At 42.4% G+C, this 17,922-nt stretch carries 20 protein-coding genes; 16 read left to right on the top strand and 4 right to left on the bottom strand.

Features of this window, described 5'->3' with window-relative positions; genetic code table 11:
• Positions 1-22: 22 nt before the first annotated feature.
• The 3 genes from fghA (at position 23) to ACNS8M_RS03110 (ending at position 3,196) form a co-directional block, all read left to right on the top strand.
• Positions 23-871, top strand: coding sequence for an S-formylglutathione hydrolase (fghA, locus tag ACNS8M_RS03100; protein WP_168418139.1), 849 nt, complete (start codon positions 23-25; stop codon positions 869-871).
• Between the two features lie 169 nt (positions 872-1,040).
• Positions 1,041-2,144, top strand: coding sequence for a YjgN family protein (locus ACNS8M_RS03105; protein ID WP_419225110.1), 1,104 nt, complete (start codon positions 1,041-1,043; stop codon positions 2,142-2,144).
• A 14-nt stretch (positions 2,145-2,158) separates the two neighbouring features.
• Positions 2,159-3,196 (top strand): M48 family metallopeptidase, encoded by a 1,038-nt coding sequence (locus tag ACNS8M_RS03110; protein ID WP_168541986.1) that lies wholly within the window; start codon positions 2,159-2,161, stop codon positions 3,194-3,196.
• 9 nt (positions 3,197-3,205) lie between these two features.
• Here ACNS8M_RS03110 and ACNS8M_RS03115 read toward each other — a convergent pair whose 3' ends face one another.
• Complete coding sequence (locus tag ACNS8M_RS03115; protein WP_168460842.1) at positions 3,206-3,487, bottom strand: DUF2218 domain-containing protein; 282 nt, start codon at positions 3,485-3,487, stop codon at positions 3,206-3,208.
• Between the two features lie 192 nt (positions 3,488-3,679).
• On the opposite strand from ACNS8M_RS03115, the gene rpe reads away from it, so the two are divergent.
• From rpe to ACNS8M_RS03155, 8 genes are all read left to right on the top strand, one after another.
• Positions 3,680-4,366, top strand: a complete 687-nt coding sequence (gene rpe, locus ACNS8M_RS03120; RefSeq protein WP_004975246.1) for a ribulose-phosphate 3-epimerase — start codon at positions 3,680-3,682, stop codon at positions 4,364-4,366.
• Between the two features lie 438 nt (positions 4,367-4,804).
• Positions 4,805-5,347 (top strand): hypothetical protein, encoded by a 543-nt coding sequence (locus tag ACNS8M_RS03125; RefSeq protein ID WP_168418142.1) that lies wholly within the window; start codon positions 4,805-4,807, stop codon positions 5,345-5,347.
• A gap of 47 nt (positions 5,348-5,394) precedes the next feature.
• The gene (locus ACNS8M_RS03130) at positions 5,395-7,242 is read left to right on the top strand and encodes a copper resistance system multicopper oxidase (protein ID WP_168541984.1); all 1,848 of its coding nucleotides are present in this window, start codon (positions 5,395-5,397) and stop codon (positions 7,240-7,242) included.
• A complete protein-coding gene (locus ACNS8M_RS03135; protein ID WP_419225111.1) occupies positions 7,229-8,197 on the top strand; it encodes a copper resistance protein B in 969 nt (322 codons plus the stop codon). The genes ACNS8M_RS03130 and ACNS8M_RS03135 overlap by 14 nt, the downstream gene beginning before the upstream one ends.
• Positions 8,198-8,322: 125 nt before the next feature.
• Positions 8,323-9,390 carry a cation transporter gene (locus ACNS8M_RS03140; RefSeq protein WP_419225112.1) on the top strand — a complete coding sequence of 356 codons (1,068 nt, stop codon included), beginning with the start codon at positions 8,323-8,325 and terminating at the stop codon, positions 9,388-9,390.
• Positions 9,391-9,530: 140 nt separating this feature from the next.
• Positions 9,531-9,848 carry a quaternary ammonium compound efflux SMR transporter SugE gene (gene sugE / locus ACNS8M_RS03145; RefSeq protein ID WP_168541980.1) on the top strand — a complete coding sequence of 106 codons (318 nt, stop codon included), beginning with the start codon at positions 9,531-9,533 and terminating at the stop codon, positions 9,846-9,848.
• An 80-nt stretch (positions 9,849-9,928) separates the two neighbouring features.
• The gene (locus ACNS8M_RS03150) at positions 9,929-10,402 is read left to right on the top strand and encodes a methylated-DNA--[protein]-cysteine S-methyltransferase (protein WP_171525248.1); all 474 of its coding nucleotides are present in this window, start codon (positions 9,929-9,931) and stop codon (positions 10,400-10,402) included.
• 40 nt (positions 10,403-10,442) lie between these two features.
• Positions 10,443-11,081, top strand: coding sequence for a nuclease-related domain-containing protein (locus ACNS8M_RS03155; RefSeq protein ID WP_168460855.1), 639 nt, complete (start codon positions 10,443-10,445; stop codon positions 11,079-11,081).
• 57 nt (positions 11,082-11,138) lie between these two features.
• On the opposite strand, the gene ACNS8M_RS03160 is transcribed toward ACNS8M_RS03155, so the two are convergent.
• A complete protein-coding gene (locus ACNS8M_RS03160) occupies positions 11,139-11,906 on the bottom strand; it encodes a hydroxymethylpyrimidine/phosphomethylpyrimidine kinase (protein WP_168418155.1) in 768 nt (255 codons plus the stop codon).
• Between the two features lie 88 nt (positions 11,907-11,994).
• On the opposite strand from ACNS8M_RS03160, the gene ACNS8M_RS03165 reads away from it, so the two are divergent.
• Positions 11,995-12,651, top strand: coding sequence for an HAD-IA family hydrolase (locus ACNS8M_RS03165; protein WP_168418148.1), 657 nt, complete (start codon positions 11,995-11,997; stop codon positions 12,649-12,651).
• Positions 12,652-12,742: 91 nt separating this feature from the next.
• A complete protein-coding gene (locus tag ACNS8M_RS03170; RefSeq protein WP_168460858.1) occupies positions 12,743-13,105 on the top strand; it encodes a hypothetical protein in 363 nt (120 codons plus the stop codon).
• 105 nt (positions 13,106-13,210) lie between these two features.
• Here the strand turns inward: ACNS8M_RS03170 and hemJ are convergent, their stop codons facing one another.
• Together hemJ and ACNS8M_RS03180 are read right to left on the bottom strand one after the other, a co-directional pair.
• Positions 13,211-13,663: a protoporphyrinogen oxidase HemJ gene (hemJ, locus tag ACNS8M_RS03175; protein WP_004975266.1), complete on the bottom strand. Its 453-nt coding sequence runs from the start codon at positions 13,661-13,663 to the stop codon at positions 13,211-13,213.
• Positions 13,664-13,680: 17 nt separating this feature from the next.
• Positions 13,681-14,910 carry a beta-ketoacyl synthase N-terminal-like domain-containing protein gene (locus ACNS8M_RS03180; RefSeq protein ID WP_168460860.1) on the bottom strand — a complete coding sequence of 410 codons (1,230 nt, stop codon included), beginning with the start codon at positions 14,908-14,910 and terminating at the stop codon, positions 13,681-13,683.
• Between the two features lie 284 nt (positions 14,911-15,194).
• On the opposite strand from ACNS8M_RS03180, the gene ACNS8M_RS03185 reads away from it, so the two are divergent.
• From ACNS8M_RS03185 to rpsG, 3 genes are all read left to right on the top strand, one after another.
• A complete protein-coding gene (locus tag ACNS8M_RS03185; RefSeq protein ID WP_168541978.1) occupies positions 15,195-16,700 on the top strand; it encodes an EcsC family protein in 1,506 nt (501 codons plus the stop codon).
• Between the two features lie 139 nt (positions 16,701-16,839).
• Entirely contained in the window at positions 16,840-17,214 is a 375-nt protein-coding gene (gene rpsL, locus ACNS8M_RS03190; RefSeq protein ID WP_000246374.1) for a 30S ribosomal protein S12, read from the top strand.
• Positions 17,215-17,391: 177 nt separating this feature from the next.
• A complete protein-coding gene (rpsG, locus tag ACNS8M_RS03195) occupies positions 17,392-17,862 on the top strand; it encodes a 30S ribosomal protein S7 (protein WP_004975277.1) in 471 nt (156 codons plus the stop codon).
• Positions 17,863-17,922: the final 60 nt, after the last annotated feature.

Below are 17,922 nucleotides of genomic sequence, written 5' to 3' on the forward strand. Positions count from 1 at the left end.
ATCTGTACAGTAGGAGAGAGTGATGGAAGTAATTCAGAACAATCGCTGTTTTGAGGGCGAACAACGGATTTATCGTTTTCATTCTACTGCCTTGCAGGGTGAAACTCGCTTTGGCATTTTTCTGCCTGCACAAGCCTTGGCTGGTCAGGCCTGTCCTACGGTATTTTATTTGGCGGGCTTGACCTGCACGGAAGAAACTTTTGCAATTAAAGCGCATGCACAGCGCATGGCGGCACAACTGGGTTTAATTCTGATTAGTCCAGATACTTCCCCACGTGGGGATACTGTCGCACAAGGCGATCATTGGGATATTGGGCAGGGGGCAGGTTTTTATATCAATGCAACACAGGCACCTTGGGCAACACATTATCAAATGGAAAGTTTTGTGGCCGATGAGCTGTATCAACAAGTGCTTGCGCAGTTTCCAGTGAATCCGCAGCAAGTGGGTATTATGGGCCACAGTATGGGCGGTCATGGTGCTCTGACCCTTGCATTTAAATATCCTGAAAAATTTAAGTCCGTATCTGCCTTTGCGCCAATTTGCGCACCAAGTCAATGTCCGTGGGGTGAAAAGGCATTTTCCAATTATTTAGGTACAGATCAGCAAGTGTGGTTACAGCATGATGCCACTGCATTGGTACAAACCAAAGGTGCGTTATTCAAAGATATTCTGATTGATCAAGGGCTTCAGGATCAATTTTATAGTCAGCTCAATCCTGCATTATTTCAGCAAGCCTGTGCTGCTGTGGGGCAGTCGCTAAGTTTACGTGAACATGCAGGCTATGATCATGGTTATTATTTTATTCAAAGTTTTATGGATGAGCATTTACAATTCCATGCAGTACAATTGCAAGATGATGACGCTGCATAGCAATTAATTTTAGACGCTGATTTTTTTAAACTTTTCTAGGCAAGTTGCTGACTTTTGATTAAAATGTTCAGCACTTGCTTTTTTACCATTTGGAAAGATCACTGTATTTTATAGAATTGGTTTACGGGTAAAGCCACTGGCATCAAAATAAAACACAATAAGGCAAAACATGCATAATTCAGACTGGAATGCAGCGCAGCATCCGCCTACAACCTCTACATTTTTTACACCTGAACCGCGTGTCTCACCTGAAGAAAACCCATGGTTGGGACGTACCCATCATTTTCAATTTCACGGTACAGCCTCAGAATATTTTGGCATCTGGATTGTCAATATTTTGCTAATGATTGTGACCTTTGGACTTTATGCACCTTGGGCTAAAGTCCGTCGTTTGCGCTATTTTTATGGCAATACTGAGTTTGTGCAGCGTCGTTTTGACTTCACTGGTATTCCACATAAAATTTTATTGGGGCGCTTAATTGCAATTGGTATTTATGTGGCCATATCGGTAATTTCCAATTATTCAGTTAAAGCGACCTTGATTGGGGTGGTCATTTTATATCTGGCAGTGCCGTGGTTGATTCGTGCCACTATTCGTTTTAATGCCCGAAATAGTAAATTTGGCAATGCCCGTTTTTATTTTTCGGGCAGCAATAAAGAAGCCTATTGGGTATTTCTTAAATGTATTGTCATCAACCTGTTGACTCTGGGACTGTTTTTTCCTGTTGTGGTGTGGATGTATAAACGCTATTGCCTAGACCACTTATACGCAGGTCAGCTCAAATTTAAATTGAATGCAGACTGGCCTGCCTATATGCGCGCTATGTACATTCCCGTTTTTCTGTTTATTGGAATTTTAGTGGGGGCTGGCCTAGTTTTGGCCTTTGCAGGACAATTGAGCAGCAACCCTGCACAATTGATTTGGTTGTTTTTAGCGATTTATTTACTTGGTTTATTTTTTGTCTGGCCGCTGATGTCGGCACGAATTTTTATTACCACGTGGAACAATACCAGTATTAGCCGCAGCGTATTTAAAACCGATTGCGGGCAGTGGCATTATGCATGGATTATGGTCACGAATTGGATTGTTAAAGTGCTGAGTTTGGGCTTAATGACGCCTTGGGCTGCGATTCGTTTATATCGCTATCAGGTGGAATCTTTAAGTTTGCATTTAAAAAATGATCCAGATGCGATGATCAACAAACTGCAGGCTGAACATAGTGCGCTTGCAGAAGAAATCAGCGATATTTTTGATATTGATGTATCGCTCTAAGTATGGGGAAGAATATGGCTGCGCAGGTGTTGGATGTCGTGTTTTATGATGGTGTGATATCTAAGCCATGGGCAGCGCAAATTTCTCCGATAGATGACCAGTCAGTGCTTATACGTTATGGCGATGCACTGCAAAAACAACGACGCTATGACTATGCTGCAATGACCTTGGTTGGTGCATTAGGCAAAATCCAGCCTGTGATTGAGTTAAATGATGATGCCCGCATCGAGTTTTCTCAAGCCTTGCCAGAATGGTTTCAATTGCGGCATAAAGATGTGCATCATTCCATTTGGAAACTTGAACGTACCCCAAGCCTGATTGTCTTTAGTCTGGTATTTGTATTGCTCATGGTTTTTGCAACGATTCAATGGGGTATTCCTAGCGCTGCAAAATATGTTGCCTATCAATTGCCTGCAAGTAGCTTGCAGAAAATTGGCAATGAAGCCGAGCATTATATTTTAGAGATGACACAACCGAGTCAGTTGTCACAAGCACGTCAGCAACAAATTATTGGGAGTTATCAAAAACTCATTGCAGGCGATGCACCTGCCAAAGTACTGTTCCGTCAAGGCGAAAGCTTGGGTGCCAATGCCTTGGCCATTCCCAACAACACTATTATTTTGACCGATGAGTTGGTGGCTTTGGCACAAAATGATCAGGAAGTGGTTGCAGTTTTGGCACATGAACAAGGGCATTTGGTCGAGCGACACAGCTTGCAGCAGGCCTTGTCCAGTTTAGGGTTTAGTATTATTTTGCTGGCCATTACAGGTGATGGTACAGATTTAATTTCGGCCTTACCTGTGGCATTGGTGGGAGCGAATTATTCACGTAACTTTGAGTCTGATGCAGATCACTACGCACTCAAAACCATGCAGCAGCAGGGTATTCCTACTGTTCATCTAGCAAATTTTTTGGAGCGTTTGGCTCAAGATGCTGGCGAAGACAGCCAAGCCAAGAAATCACCACTGGATTTTTTACAAAGCCATCCTGCAACGCAAAAACGGATTCAGGCAGTCAAAGAATTTGAACAAATGCAGCATGCAACGCCATAAATATATGAATTAATGACGTTGCCAAATAGCAGTAAGTGGTTCTTGTCCCATACGAATTAAGTGATCTAGCACCACCTGTTCAAGTCGTGTTAAATCGGCTTCGGTATCTTGTAGTTGAATGTGTACCAGCAATGCTTGCACTTGTGGAATCAGAGAAATGGTTGCTGTAGGCATCATAATTTGCAATTGATCGCTGCTTTCTGCAACTTCAAATTTATGTTTCCAGTGGTTAAGTAGACGTTTGGCAATACGACTTGCCTGTGTTGTTTGAATATGAGCTGAACTATGCATGATCTGTAGCAACCGCCATCTTGCTAAAATAAGTGGAAGGATATTTACCATAACAAAGTCATTCAAAAAATCGAGCGGGAGGGTGCAACAGAGCGTTGCGGATATAGAATCATTGAATCGCAACGGGTTTAACCAAGCCAGTCAGTCTTTGCTATAATGCGCCACAATCCCAATATTCAGCTAGGTTCTCCCATGTCTAAGCCTTATTTAATTGCTCCTTCTATTTTGTCTGCAGACTTCGCCCGTTTGGGTGAAGAGGTTGAAAATGTGCTGCAGGCGGGTGCAGATGTGGTGCATTTTGATGTCATGGACAATCACTATGTACCTAACTTAACTTTTGGTGCAGGTGTGTGTAAGGCACTGAAAAATTATGGCATTACAGCACCAATTGATGTGCATTTAATGGTGAAACCTGTAGACCGTATGATTGGTGATTTCTTGGAAGCAGGTGCGGACATTATCACGTTCCACCCTGAAGCTTCAGAGCATATTGACCGTTCATTGCAATTGATTAAATCGGGCGGAGCAAAAGCAGGTTTAGTCTTTAACCCTGCGACACCATTACATTATTTGGACTATGTGTTAGATAAAGTCGATCAAATATTATTAATGAGTGTGAACCCAGGTTTTGGTGGGCAAAAATTCATTCCAATGACTTTGGAAAAACTGCGTCAGGCACGTCAAATTATTGATGCTTCAGGTCGTGATATTCGCTTAGAAGTTGATGGTGGCGTAGGCCCTGCCAACATTCGTGAGATTGCGGAAGCGGGTGCAGATATGTTTGTTGCAGGCTCAGCAATTTTTGGTAAGCCAGACTATAAAACTGTGATTGACGAAATGCGCGCTGAATTGGCAAAAGTGGGCGCAGTTGAAGTATAAGTTTCTACAATCACAAGGCTTTAAGTTGTGGATAACTTTGTAGATAACCGTATGGATATCTATGTTGATAACACTATGGATAAGCCTATTAATTTATAAACATTTGTACATCAACTGTTTATGACTTATACAAAATAAGTATAAAAAGGATTCAATTAAATCCTTTTTGTTTGTTTTAAATACACTGAATTTATTGAGTATTTACTCAGTGAATCATAAAAATAAGTTGCTTAATATATAACTTGATTGTTTTAGTAGGTTTTTAAATCGGACTGTTTTAATCAATTTTCTCCATTGGAAAAGATTGTGCATAACTGGGGCTTAGATTATAGTGTTTAACAACTCGCAGAGAAGTTGCACTTGGCAAAAATGTTCATCTGTGATGCCTAAACAAGGCGAATACAAGACTGTGTATTGCGACTTAAAAGGATAAATTTAGTGCTTGCTCCAGCGTACAAACAAGTTTGGTTTGTAGTCCTCATGGCATGGGTCATGGGGTGGAGCAGTATTGTCAGTGCTGCTGTCAAACCTACCCATGTCTGGATGATGTCTAGCCATACACAAATTACTGAAACACAATCTGCTGTATCAGCCGCATCTGCCAATCCACCTTTATCTTCTTTATCGGATTGTCATTCTGTTGCATCTAAAAATTCTGTTGATATGCAACATGCATTTTTACAGGATCGGCATAGTCGTTCACATGCTGTGGCGCAGCTAGATACATCTGCTGCACATCTATCATCTAAGAATACCAACAACCCAGATTGCCTCAGCGCTACTGATTTTTCTGCTGCCAGTATGAATTGTCAGGATTGTGCACAATTGCATTGCCAAAGCCTAAGCACTGTGCTGAATGTGCAACTGCCTGAACTGATGCAACCTGCAGAACTTACAACTGCCAATATCTTGTTGCCTGCTTATCAGGCGCAGCATTTACTGGGGCATTGGCAACAAATTTTACGCCCACCCAAAGCTTAATCCTGAACCCAAAACACGTTTGTCGTTTTATTTTTAAGGATTAAGTCATGTCTAAATTTTATCAGCGTGCACTGTTTTTAAGTGCCTGCGCATTATGCTCCAATGCTGTTTTTGCAGCAGTTAAGGAATACCACCTTACCATTGCAGAACAAACCGTGAATATCACAGGTAAATCTGTAAAGCGCATTACCGTCAATGGTCAGTTTCCTGCGCCTCTACTTGAATTTGAAGAGGGCGATGACGCAGTAATTCATGTTCATAATCAATTAAAAAATCAGGACTCATCGATTCATTGGCATGGTTTATTGCTGCCAGGCTTAATGGATGGCGTACCCGCTTTTAATGGTTTTAGGGGAATTAAGCCGCAGGGGCATTTTGTTTATCAATTTAAAGTACGTCAAAGTGGTACTTATTGGTATCACGCACATTCCAAAGGTCAGGAGCAAGACGGTTTATATGGTGCATTGCTCATTCATCCTCAAGCCAAACAGCCTTTACCAGCACATGAACAAACAGATCGTGATTATGTGGTGATGTTGTCAGATTTCCATGAAAAATCTAGTAATCAAATTCAGAAAGATTTAAAAATTTCTGCAGAGTTCTATCAAAATCGGCGTGAAACTTTGGCTGATGTTTTGCGTCAAACTCAGCGTGATGGGTTAAAAGCCACTTGGTCAGACCGTAAAATGTGGAACCAGATGCGGATGCTGAAAACCGATCTTTCCGATGTCACGGGCTATACCTTTTTGATGAATGGTAAAACGCCTGAACAAAACTGGACGGGCAAGTTTAAGCCAAATGAAAAAGTCCGCCTGCGTTTTATTAATGCGTCGGCGATGTCTTTTTATGATGTTCGGATTCCAAACCTAAAAATGACGGTAGTCAGTGCCGATGGTCAGCCTGTGAAACCTGTCAGTGTCGATGAGTTTCGTATTGGAACCGCCGAAACCTATGATGTCGTTGTTGAGCCTAAAGCCGCACATTATGCAATTGAAGCCGAATCGATTGATCGTTCGGGTTTTGCTTTGGGTCGCTTACAAAATGAACTACTACCCACTATGCAGATGCCGCATGTAGCGCAATCACGCCCACGTGCTTTACTCACGATGGAAGATATGGGGCATGGCTCAGAACATTTAGACGTTGATCATTCCAAAATGAACCATGCTGCAATGTCGGAAATGGATCACTCTAAAATGAACCACACTGCGATGTCAGAAATGGATCACTCCAAAATGAATCATGCAGCGATGTCAGAAATGGATCACTCTAAAAAGAACCATGCCGTGACATCAGACATAGATCATTCTCAGCACAACACAGCTTCAAAGAAAAATGATTCGACTGTGGTATATGGTTGGGCCAATGCCTCTACACCTGTAGGCCATAAAGCCTTGCAATATGCAGATTTACAAGCGCTGCAACCGCAGAAAGATACTCGCGAGCCGACGAGTGAATTGGTGATTCGTTTAGGCGGTACGATGGAGCGTTATATTTGGACCATCAATGGTAAGAAGTTTAGTGAGGCGGAGCCGTTACAGGTGCAATATGGCGAACGGATTCGGATTAAGTTTATTAATGACAGCATGATGGCGCATCCAATGCATTTACATGGCATGTTTATGCAACTGGAAAATGGTCAAACTGCGAAAGATTTACCCAATAAGCACACGATAATTGTGCCGCCTGGCAAAACTGTCACGGCACTTTTAACCGCAGATGAACTTGGGGAATGGGCTATACATTGTCATCTGCTTTATCACATGAGTGCAGGAATGATGAATAAGTTAATTGTGGCTCACGTCAGCGATGATCAGCGTTCAAGCACGCCAATTGCGTCTAATGAAGGAAAGGACAGTACTGAGCAAAAAGGAGAGCAACATGCGCATCATTAATCTTTTTGCCAAATCTGTACTTGGTGTTTCAGTGTGTAGTTTGAGTGGTGGGGTGATGGCTGAAACCGCATCACATGCTGCCCATTCAGGTGCATCTATGCTTGCAACTGTAGTTGTATCTGATTCAGCATCGCATCAGTCGCATCAGTCGCATCAGTCGCATCAGTCGCATCAGTCGCATCAGTCGCATCAGTCGCATCAGTCGCATCAGTCGCATCAGTCGCATCAGTCGCATCAGTCGCATCAGTCAGTCATCTCCTTGCCAGAGTCGCAACCACATGATCATCGTCAAGAGCATGGTGCGCAAATCTATGCCGTAACTACGGTTGATACACAATGGCAGCTCAATGAATCCGGTGAGGGTGCATTGCAGTCTGAATTACAAACCCGTATCGGAACCGATGAAAATAAATTATTTTTGAAAATTCATCGTACTAAGCATGAATCACAACCGACTGAATATGATGCCAAGCTGTTATATAGCCGCATGCTTTCAGACTTTTGGGATGTGCAGGCAGGTGTGCGTTATCGCAATCAGACTGCTGAATTGGTACAGCAAACTGATACTGAAGAAAGCTTAGATGTCGTGCTGGGCTTGCATGGTCTAGCGCCTTATTTCTTTGAAACCGATGCTCATGTCTATGTTGGCCATGATCACTATGCGGCAGTGGAGTTGGAAACAACTCGCGATTTGCTGCTTACCCAAAAGTGGATTGCACAGCCATATTTAGATGTGAAACTGCAGATCAGTGATGATACTCGATATGCACAAAAAACGGGTTTAAGTCATGTGGCAGCAGGACTTGAGCTACGTTATGAGGTGAATAAAAACATTATGCCCTATGTAGATGTGGGGTATGCCTATCATAAAGGCAATCAGCATACGGCTTGGCAAACTTCCACGCCATCTGAACAGGGTTGGTTATATGCTGCAGGTTTGCGTTTCAGGTTTTAATTATTCACCAACTCACAAACTTACCAACGATATTGGGTTGAGTATTGTTTTCTTGAATGAATAGGTGACTCCAAAAAGCATAGGCTTGGTTTATACTGAGCCTATTGTATGTTTGGGTGTGGTGTATGTCATCTTCAACTCAGGACGCTCAGTCGACTCAAGATCAAAACCTGAAAAACCAATGTAGTAATACGTCTGGCTGTGATGGTCAGGATAACCAACCCGTTAAATCTGCTTGCTCCAGTCAATCTGCAGGGTCAAATCAGTCTTGTGGGAGTGATTGCGCTACATCTGCTGAAAATACTGCTGATTCGTGTTGCAGTAACAAGAGTTGCGCCAACACCAACAATGCTCAGTCCAATGCAAATGTGGTTGCGGCAGATCAAATTCCTTTAAGTCCATGGGTCAGTGCCTACAACATTCCTAAAATGGATTGTGGTGCAGAAGAACAAATGGTGCGCATTGCTTTGGCAGATCACAATGATATTGCAGCTTTGTCATTTGATTTGGCGGCACGTCATTTGAAGGTGTATCACCACACTCGATCTGTAGCAGAAATTACCGAAAAGTTGGAAACATTGGGCTTAGGTGCGGTGCTTGAACAGACTGAGGCAAATACACAAACGGAGTTGCCTATAACCGACAGTCGGGCACAAAGAAAAGTCTTATATGCCTTGCTTGGTATCAATGCAGTAATGTTCTTGGTGGAATTGATCGCAGGTTTGATTGCGTCTTCCACAGGGTTAATTGCCGATTCTTTAGATATGTTTGCCGATGCTGCAGTCTATGGCTTGGCACTATTTGTGGTGGGGCAATCGGCTAAAAAGCAACTTAAAGCTGCACATCTTTCAGGTTGGGTGCAATTGGCTTTGGCTGCAGTGGTGATTGTGGATGTACTGCGTCGTTTCTTCTTGGGTAGCGAACCAGAATCTATGTTGATGATGCTCATTGGCGCTGCTGCATTGGTGGCAAATGTCACCTGTTTATGGCTGATTTCAGGGCATAAAGATGGTGGTACGCACATGCAGGCCAGTTATATTTTTTCGGCCAATGATGTGATTGTCAATTTAGGGGTGATTATTGCAGGTGGTTTGGTGCTACTGACAGGCTCGAATTATCCAGACCTGATCATTGGCTTAATTGTGGCGATGTTTGTGTTGAATGGTGCACGCAAAATTTTAAGTTTAAAATAGCGCTTGAATAGTGGTCGTGATTTAAAGCATCACAGGGGGAACGACCTCCCTTATTGAGTTTTAGTCAAAGATAGAACTAAAAACTGAATAAGAAAAAATCTTCAGGACGGCCTGATTTCATTATTTTGAAGGAGGGCGTCATGGCCTGGATAATGTTGATATTGGCGGGTATTTTTGAAGTCGTCTGGGCATATTCGATGAAGCTATCCGATGGCTTTAGCAAGCTGATACCCAGTATCATCACTCTGATCTTTATGATTTTAAGTTTTGTGCTGTTGGCTTATGCCATGCGGACTTTACCTTTAGGTACGGCTTATACCATTTGGACAGGTATCGGCGCAGTGGGTTCTTTTTTGGTGGGTATTTTTATTTTAGGTGAGCCTGCCAGTGCCATGCGTATGTTGGCTGCTGTGTTGATTATCTCAGGTTTGGTACTAATGAAAGTATCTTCAAGCTAGGGTTAGGCAAGGTCTTGTTGGTTTGTGATTTAACCACGGTATGCAAATAGGAGTAGATCGTGCAATTGTTCTTTACTGAAATGGATACTCCTGTGGGTGTGCTGAAACTGGTAGCACATGATCAGGCACTGGTTGCGGTCATGTGGGAAAATGAAAATCCTAAACGTGTACGCTTGGCCACTTTGCTACAGCAAGATGATCATCCTATTTTGTGTAAGACCAAGCAGCAACTCCAAGAGTATTTTGCAGGACAGCGCCAGCAATTTGATCTCCCTCTTGATTTTGAAGGTACGGCATTTCAGCAAAGCGTCTGGCAAGCTTTGCTAGAGATTCCATTTGGTGAAACCCGTAGCTATAAGCAAATTGCAGAACAGGTAGGTAATGTTAAAGCTGTACGTGCAGTTGGTGCAGCAAATGGCAAAAACCCAATTTCGATTATTGCGCCGTGTCATCGGGTGGTGGGTGCGAATGGTAAGTTGGTGGGATTCGCTGGTGGTTTGGATAATAAGGCGATCTTATTAGAGTTGGAATCATCACTTTTAAAAGCTGAGTAGTTTGTGCAGAACTTAGCGATATAAAAATAGAGTAGGGGAAATGTTAAAAACATTAGTGCTGCAGTTTTGGTGGCTTATTCTGCTTGTTGCAGGTGTGGGGTTAATTAAAATTTTCAAACCTTTTTTAAAGGGAAAGGTGGGAGAGTTTGCGGTAAGTACGCATGTAAAACTGTATTTAGATGAGCGTTATATTTTATTGAATGACGTGACTTTGCCTGATGAGTCGGCAGGGACAACGCAAATTGATCATATTTTATTAAGTCCTTTTGGCGTTTTTGTGATTGAAACGAAAAACTATAAAGGCTGGATTTTTGGTGGAGAGCGTCAAAAAGTATGGACACAAAAGATTTATAAGAAAAGCTATAAGTTTCAGAACCCTGTCTATCAAAATTATAAACATATAAAAGTATTGGAATCGGTATTGAGCGATATTGTCGAGCCTCAATTGCTGCATTCTGTGATTGTATTTATGCCAGATTGTGAATTTAAAACCAGTTTACCTAAGAATGTTTTTAAAGGCAGTGCTTGGATTGAGTTTGTTAAAGGCTTTCAGCATGAGGTGATTCCACCGATGAAGCTTAAACGTATTCAACTACGGATAGAAAAAGAAATTTTGGAGAAGTCTTGGAAAACAAATCGTGAGCATGTTGAAAATTTAAAACAACGACATGAACGTTAAGAATTGAAATAAAAAGCCCTGATATATGCTCAGGGCTTAAATATCTCTGCCTTAAAATTAAAACCGTTTCGGAATTTTCTGACCATTTGGAACAGGTGTTTCGGCATGTTTAAGTACACCAAACAACCACGTTTCTGCATGTTGTACTGCTTGTTTGAGTTGATCTCCCATTGCTAAGCGTCCTGCAATAAAGCTTGCCAAAGAGCAACCCGAACCATGATATTCACCCTCAAGGCGAGGGCAACGGGTTTCTGAAACCAGTTCATTGTTGCTATACAGTGCATTACGAATATAGTTGGGCGTATCTTCATGTCCACCTTTGACTAAAACAGCCTGTGCCCCCATTTCAAACAACTTGGCGGTTGCACGTTCCAGATCATCTTCACCCGTTAAAGCGCGCAACTCCACTGTGTTGGGAGTAATTAAGGTAGCAAGTGGAATTAGTGCTTTAAACGCCTGAACCAACGTGGCTTGATCACCTAAAGAACCACCGCTATTGGCCACTAATACAGGGTCAAGCACATATAAATAGTCAGGGTGTTCACGCAAAAAATCTGCCAGTGCTGCAATATTGTTGGTTGTGCCTAACATACCTGACTTAACAACCTTAATTGGCAGGTCATTCACTACAGCATTGGCTTGAGCCAGTAACAGTGTTTTAGATGTTGCTTCAAAGCCAAACACTTGTTGAGAGTTTTGGATGGTCAATGCTGTGCAGGCAATCGCTGCATGTGCGCCACTATTGCCAATCGCTTCAATATCAGCCTGTAAACCAGCACCACCCGATGGGTCTAAACCAGAAAAACAAAGTACCGTTGGTCGCACAGCCATATCCTTCATTGCTTATATTTACGTTAGTATAGGTAACTTTGTAATAACTCTCGATAGTCATTTGTACTGATAGGCATGGATTGTGATTAACACCCTTTTAATTGATTTAGATGGCACTTTAACTGACCCCAAAGAGGGCATTACCGCTTCTGCACGCTATGGTTTGGCAAAAGTTGGGCACCCTATTGCAGAAAGTGAAAATATTGACTGGATTATTGGGCCGCCACTCAAAGCCTCTTTGGCGAAATTACTTGAGGTGGATGTGCATGATGTCTTAGCTGAGCAAGCTTTATTGGGCTATCGTGAGCGCTTTGCCACCACAGGGCTGTTTGAAAATCATGTCTTTGAGGATGTTGCAACGACTCTAGCCAGTTTAAAACAACTGGGCTATCGATTATTTTTAGCGACAGCCAAACCTGAAGTTTATGCACGCCAAATTTTAGACCATTTTGATTTATTGCAATATTTTGAATATCCATATGGTAGCGAGTTGAATGGCGACCGTACCAATAAAGTAGACCTTATTCACTATATTTTGCAGCAAGAACAATTGCAGCCTGAGCAGTGTTTAATGATTGGAGATCGTGAGCACGATATTTTAGGCGCACGTGCTAATGGCATAGATTGTGTCGCAGTTGAATATGGCTATGGCTCAGCACAGGAGTTAGATTTAGCTGCTCCAAAATATCGAATTCAGCATTTTGCACAAATTTTGTCGGTAGTTGCAGAGTTGCCTTAATTTTTGGGCTATATTTGTTTGCATTTTTACCGCAGAGCTTTAGGCAGGATCATGCTTCAATCTTCATATCCAGATTGAGAAGGAGGTTGTGATGAAGCGAGTCAGTCAATCGATTACTTTTGTGGCAGTTTCAGTACTGATGACGGCATGCGTGAATAGCATACCCACACTTCCAGAGTCCGCAGCACAGATTGAAATGTACACCTCATTGCAACATCGTCAGTGTGAGCCTGACACTGGTTTAACTGTTGCTGAGATTAGCCAGCGTTTGCAGCAGGCACAGATTCAGGTATATCAGGCTCGTGTGGGTTCAGATGGAAGAATGTATGCACAAGTCTGTGGTGGGGCGGATGGACGAATTGCCATCGTGACTATTCCTCAATCTCAGCAGAAACAAGCAGAAGCCTTAGGGTTTAAGTCTTATCACGCAATCCAATCTATCAAAAATAAATAAGGCTGAAGTCAATAAAAAACCTCAGTTCATATAGAGCTGAGGTTTTTTTCTAACTCAATTGCAATTGAGTTAAGTTGGACGTATCTAGATGTTGAGGTTTAACGCTTAGAATTGCGGCTTAACCACCACTAAAATCACAATTGCCAGTAACAAAACTGTTGGCATTTCATTGAAGAATCGCCAGAACTTATGTGATTTGTAATGTGCATTACCAATCAATTTCTGACGGTAGTAGCCACAAACCAAGTGATAAATCACCAATAAACCCACCAATGCAACTTTCAGGTAAAACCATAACGCATCGTGGTAATTGCGGGTGGCATCACCCCAATCTACCAAAAAGTGTGCCGTAATGAGGGTGGCAATCATAGATGGCCACATAATCCCTCGGTACAACTTGCGCTCCATGATTTCGAAACGCTGATGGCTCAGCGTATCTTCACTCATGGCATGGTAAACATATAAACGTGGTAGGTAGAACAATGCAGCGAACCAACAAACCACAGCAATAATATGTAATGCTTTTACCCATAAAAAAGCATCAGAAGGTGCATCCATCGATCATCCTATGGAGATTATTCATCCCACTTCTTGAAAATAAGGCAGGCATTTACACCGCCAAAACCGAAACTGTTACTCATCACAGTATTCAATTTTGTGTCACGTTTTTCAAGTACGATATCAAATGGTTTTGCGCCTTCATCTAGTTCAGTAACGTTGATGTTTGGTGCGATAAAGTCGTTTTGCATCATCAAGACAGAGTAAATTGCTTCTTGAACACCAGCGGCGCCCAAGCTGTGACCTGTCATTGACTTCGTTGAGCTAAGTGCAGGAACTTGACCTTCGCCAAATGCACGTTCCATGGCTTTTAATTCTGTTACATCGCCCGCAGGGGTAGAAGTACCATGAGTGTTCACATAGTCAATTTTTTCTACACCGTGTTGTTTTGCTTCGTCTAAAGCCATGAGGATACAACGTGTTGCACCTTCACCGCTTGGTGCAACCATGTCTGCGCCGTCAGAGTTGGCAGCATAAGCCACAACTTCAGCTAAGATATTTGCACCACGCGCTTGAGCGTGTTCAAGTGATTCAAGCACCACGAAACCACCACCACCAGCAATCACGAAACCGTCGCGGTCTGCAGAATACGGACGAGATGCTGTTTCAGGTGTGTCATTGTATTTAGAACATAATGCGCCCATCGCATCAAACAATAAGCTTTGTGACCAGTGATCTTCTTCACCGCCACCTGCAAGCATTAAATCTTGTTTACCCAATTGAATTAGGTTGTAGGCATAACCAATTGCATCTGCAGAAGTTGCGCATGCGCTAGTAATTGAGTGAGCGATCCCTTGTAATTTGAACGCAACGCCCAAGTTAGCTGTAATCGTGTTCGACATGTTACGTGGTACGAAGAAAGGACCAATTTTACGTGCGCCTTTTTCTTCAAGTAACTCGATCATTTCTGCAACAGATGCAGTTGAGTTACCGCCAGAACCACCCGCGATACCGTAACGTGGGTTACCTGCTAAATCTTCTTGCTTTAAGCCAGCATGTTCAATCGCATCGACTGCAGCGTTGTAAGCGTACATCGCACACACGCCCATAAAGCGTTTTAATTTACGGTCAATGTGGTCAAAATTTTGTTCAGCAGCTGCACTTACATGGCTCTTGAAATTCAGTTCAGCATACGTTGGGTTGGAACGTGTTCCAGAAATACCGTTTTGTAAAGAATGAGTCACAGCTTCTAAAGTATTACCAATGCACGAGTTAATGCCCATGCCGGTGATTACAACACGTTTCATCTACAGATCCCTTATATGGTGATAATGTTGAGCCGAACACCGCAATTGCACAGCTGTGCCTGATACGGGATGACTCATGTCTTTCAATTGCGTTCATAATAACAGAAAGAATTTTGAATTCTTATGGCAAATATGATGCCACTTTGCAGCAGTGTTCAAACCACCAAAACACAGCAGAATGGATGCAGGAAGCCAACCAAAAGATACACAATCATATTGAGATAAACTTAGACTACACCTAGTATTTACCTATAAATCATAGAAATTAAAAATGAGGAGTAAGAATGTCAGATTCTAATAATAAACAAACAAGCGGATTCTTCTCGAATGCGATTGGAGTGGCTAAAAAGCTCAGCAGTACAGGCATGCATGTTTTGCAGCAGGTTGCACCAAGTACAGCAACCAAGCAGGAGCCACGTTCCAATGCAGGACAAATTATTGAAGGTCAGGCACGTAGTTACAGCCCATTTCAGGCGCACCATTATGACAATCCTCAACACATGCTCAGACAGCATATTCCACAAGTGTCACGTCAGTTACTCGGTCGTCACTACACTCGTGTTAATCAGGTTGCCAGTTTTGTTTCTCCAGATTTTTCCGACAAAATTTCAGATTACTTTTTTGATCAGCTCAACAATTTTAGTTCTAACATTAGTTCAGTCGATGCTGTGCTCGATCAGGCGGGTGTGCGTGATTTAGAAGAACTGACACAAGATGTCGATCGTTCCAAACGTATTGGTCAGGCACTGGCGGAGCAAAACAAATGGATTGCCTCCCTGCAAGGTGCATTGACAGGGGCAACAGGGGTAATTGGTTCAACGATTGATGTACCTGCATCAATCATTATGTCGTTGCGTACAATCTATCAGGTGGGTCGTGCTTACGGTTTTGAACTGAATAAAGAAACTGAACAAGAAATCGTACAGTTTATTTTCAAACAAATTGATTTAGGTGTGATTGCAGAAAAGCAAGCGGTGCTGATGGGACTTAAAACCCTATCCAATATGTTGCAAACGCATGATGTACACCAATTACAAAACCTGTTGGGTTCAAGTAATGACTATGAATCCCTAAAAAAATACTTTTTAAATGAACAGGGTGAAGCCAAATGGCCGTGGCTAAACAGCGTACCTAAGTTCTCTATGCTGAATAAACTTACGCCTGTTGCAACAGCATCGGTCAGTGCTATATATAGCTGGAAATTGGTAGAAGATGTACATCACAAAGCGCAACAAGTATTCTCCAATGCTCGCAGCTATTTGATTCAACATAAAGACAGCAACTTATCTGCCATTCATGCTTATGAAAAGTCGTTAGAATTACTTGCACAGGCTGCGCCTAAACTATTGGAACAGTTAAAAGGTGAAGATAAGGCTCAAGACGATCTAGATGAGTCATTAGATACAAATAACCAAGCTGCAGAACCTTCTGATGCGACCACACAAGTACTAACGGATCATCAAAGCATCCGTAAAGTCAAAGTACAGAAAAAATCTGACAAAGTGGACGCAACCGAAACACAGGTAGATGAAAATATTCAGCAGGGATTAGAAGAATTGGCAGATCAAATGCTGGAACCACATGCCGAAGTTGCACCACAAAAAACAGCTATTCCAGTTGAAGAAACAGATGAATATGCACTAGAAGATGACTTGGATGCTGTAGAGGATTCAACTCAAGTGGCTGAAACCGTTTCAGAAAAACAAGCAGAGCCAGTAAAAGCGAGTGAAACAAAGGTTACAAAAAAGCCAAGAACACGTACCACTGCACGAAAACCAAAAGCTGAATAAAAACAAGTGATAAGTAGGAAAATGGTTGCTGTTTTAACTGTCTATGAAATATTGACCATTTTTCTATCTTCGCTTACAATTGCATGCCCTCAAAAAGTAGTATGTTTTTGGGGCTTTTTATTAACGGGAGAATTGCCACATGGCAACAACAAATCAGTTGATCCGTAAGGGTCGTACGACTTTGGTTGAAAAATCAAAAGTTCCTGCGTTGAAGGCTTGTCCACAACGTCGTGGTGTTTGTACACGTGTTTACACAACTACACCTAAAAAACCTAACTCAGCAATGCGTAAAGTTTGCCGTGTTCGCTTAACTTCAGGTTTTGAAGTTTCTAGCTACATCGGTGGTGAAGGTCACAACCTACAAGAGCACAGTGTTGTTCTTATCCGTGGTGGTCGTGTTAAAGACTTACCAGGTGTACGTTACCATACCGTTCGTGGTTCTTTAGACTGTGCTGGCGTGAAAGATCGTAACCAGTCACGTTCTAAATACGGTGCTAAACGTCCTAAGAAATAATCTTTTAAAGATTAGTCTTAGTTCTTAGAACTGCAATCCTTTATCGTCTCGCTTGTCTGATTTCTGCATTTAATTTTGTGAAATTCAAGCGACGTGTAGTAAGGCCAGCGAAATGCACACGACACTTTGTGCTACGGCTGGATCACCCTGAAGTGTCATATTTATAGGTAGTTTAAAATGCCAAGACGTCGCGTAGTCGCTGCTCGTGAAATCCTTCCGGATCCTAAATTCAGCAGCCAAACAATCGCTAAATTCATGAACCACGTAATGCAAGATGGTAAAAAGTCTATTGCTGAAAGTATCGTTTACGGTGCTTTAGACCGCGTTCAAGAAAAATCTAAAGTAGACCCAGTTGAATTTTTTGAAGCTACGCTTGAAAAAGTTCGTCCAATGGTCGAAGTAAAAGCACGCCGTGTTGGTGGTGCTACTTATCAAGTTCCTATGGAAGTACGCCCATCCCGTCGTACTGCTCTAGCGATGCGTTGGTTGGTAGATGCTGCTGCTAAGCGTTCTGAAAAAACTATGGCGTTACGTCTTGCTGGCGAGTTGCTTGATGCATCTGAAGGTAAAGGCGCAGCGATCAAAAAACGTGAAGATGTGCACCGTATGGCTGAAGCCAACAAAGCCTTCTCTCACTACCGTTTCTAAGCGGATAAAACAGGCCCTAATCAGGAGGGTGATGAATCAGTTGTCACTGAGTTGTCATCA

Source organism: Acinetobacter sp. A2, from assembly GCF_048537555.1.
Classification (GTDB): Bacteria; Pseudomonadota; Gammaproteobacteria; order Pseudomonadales; family Moraxellaceae; genus Acinetobacter.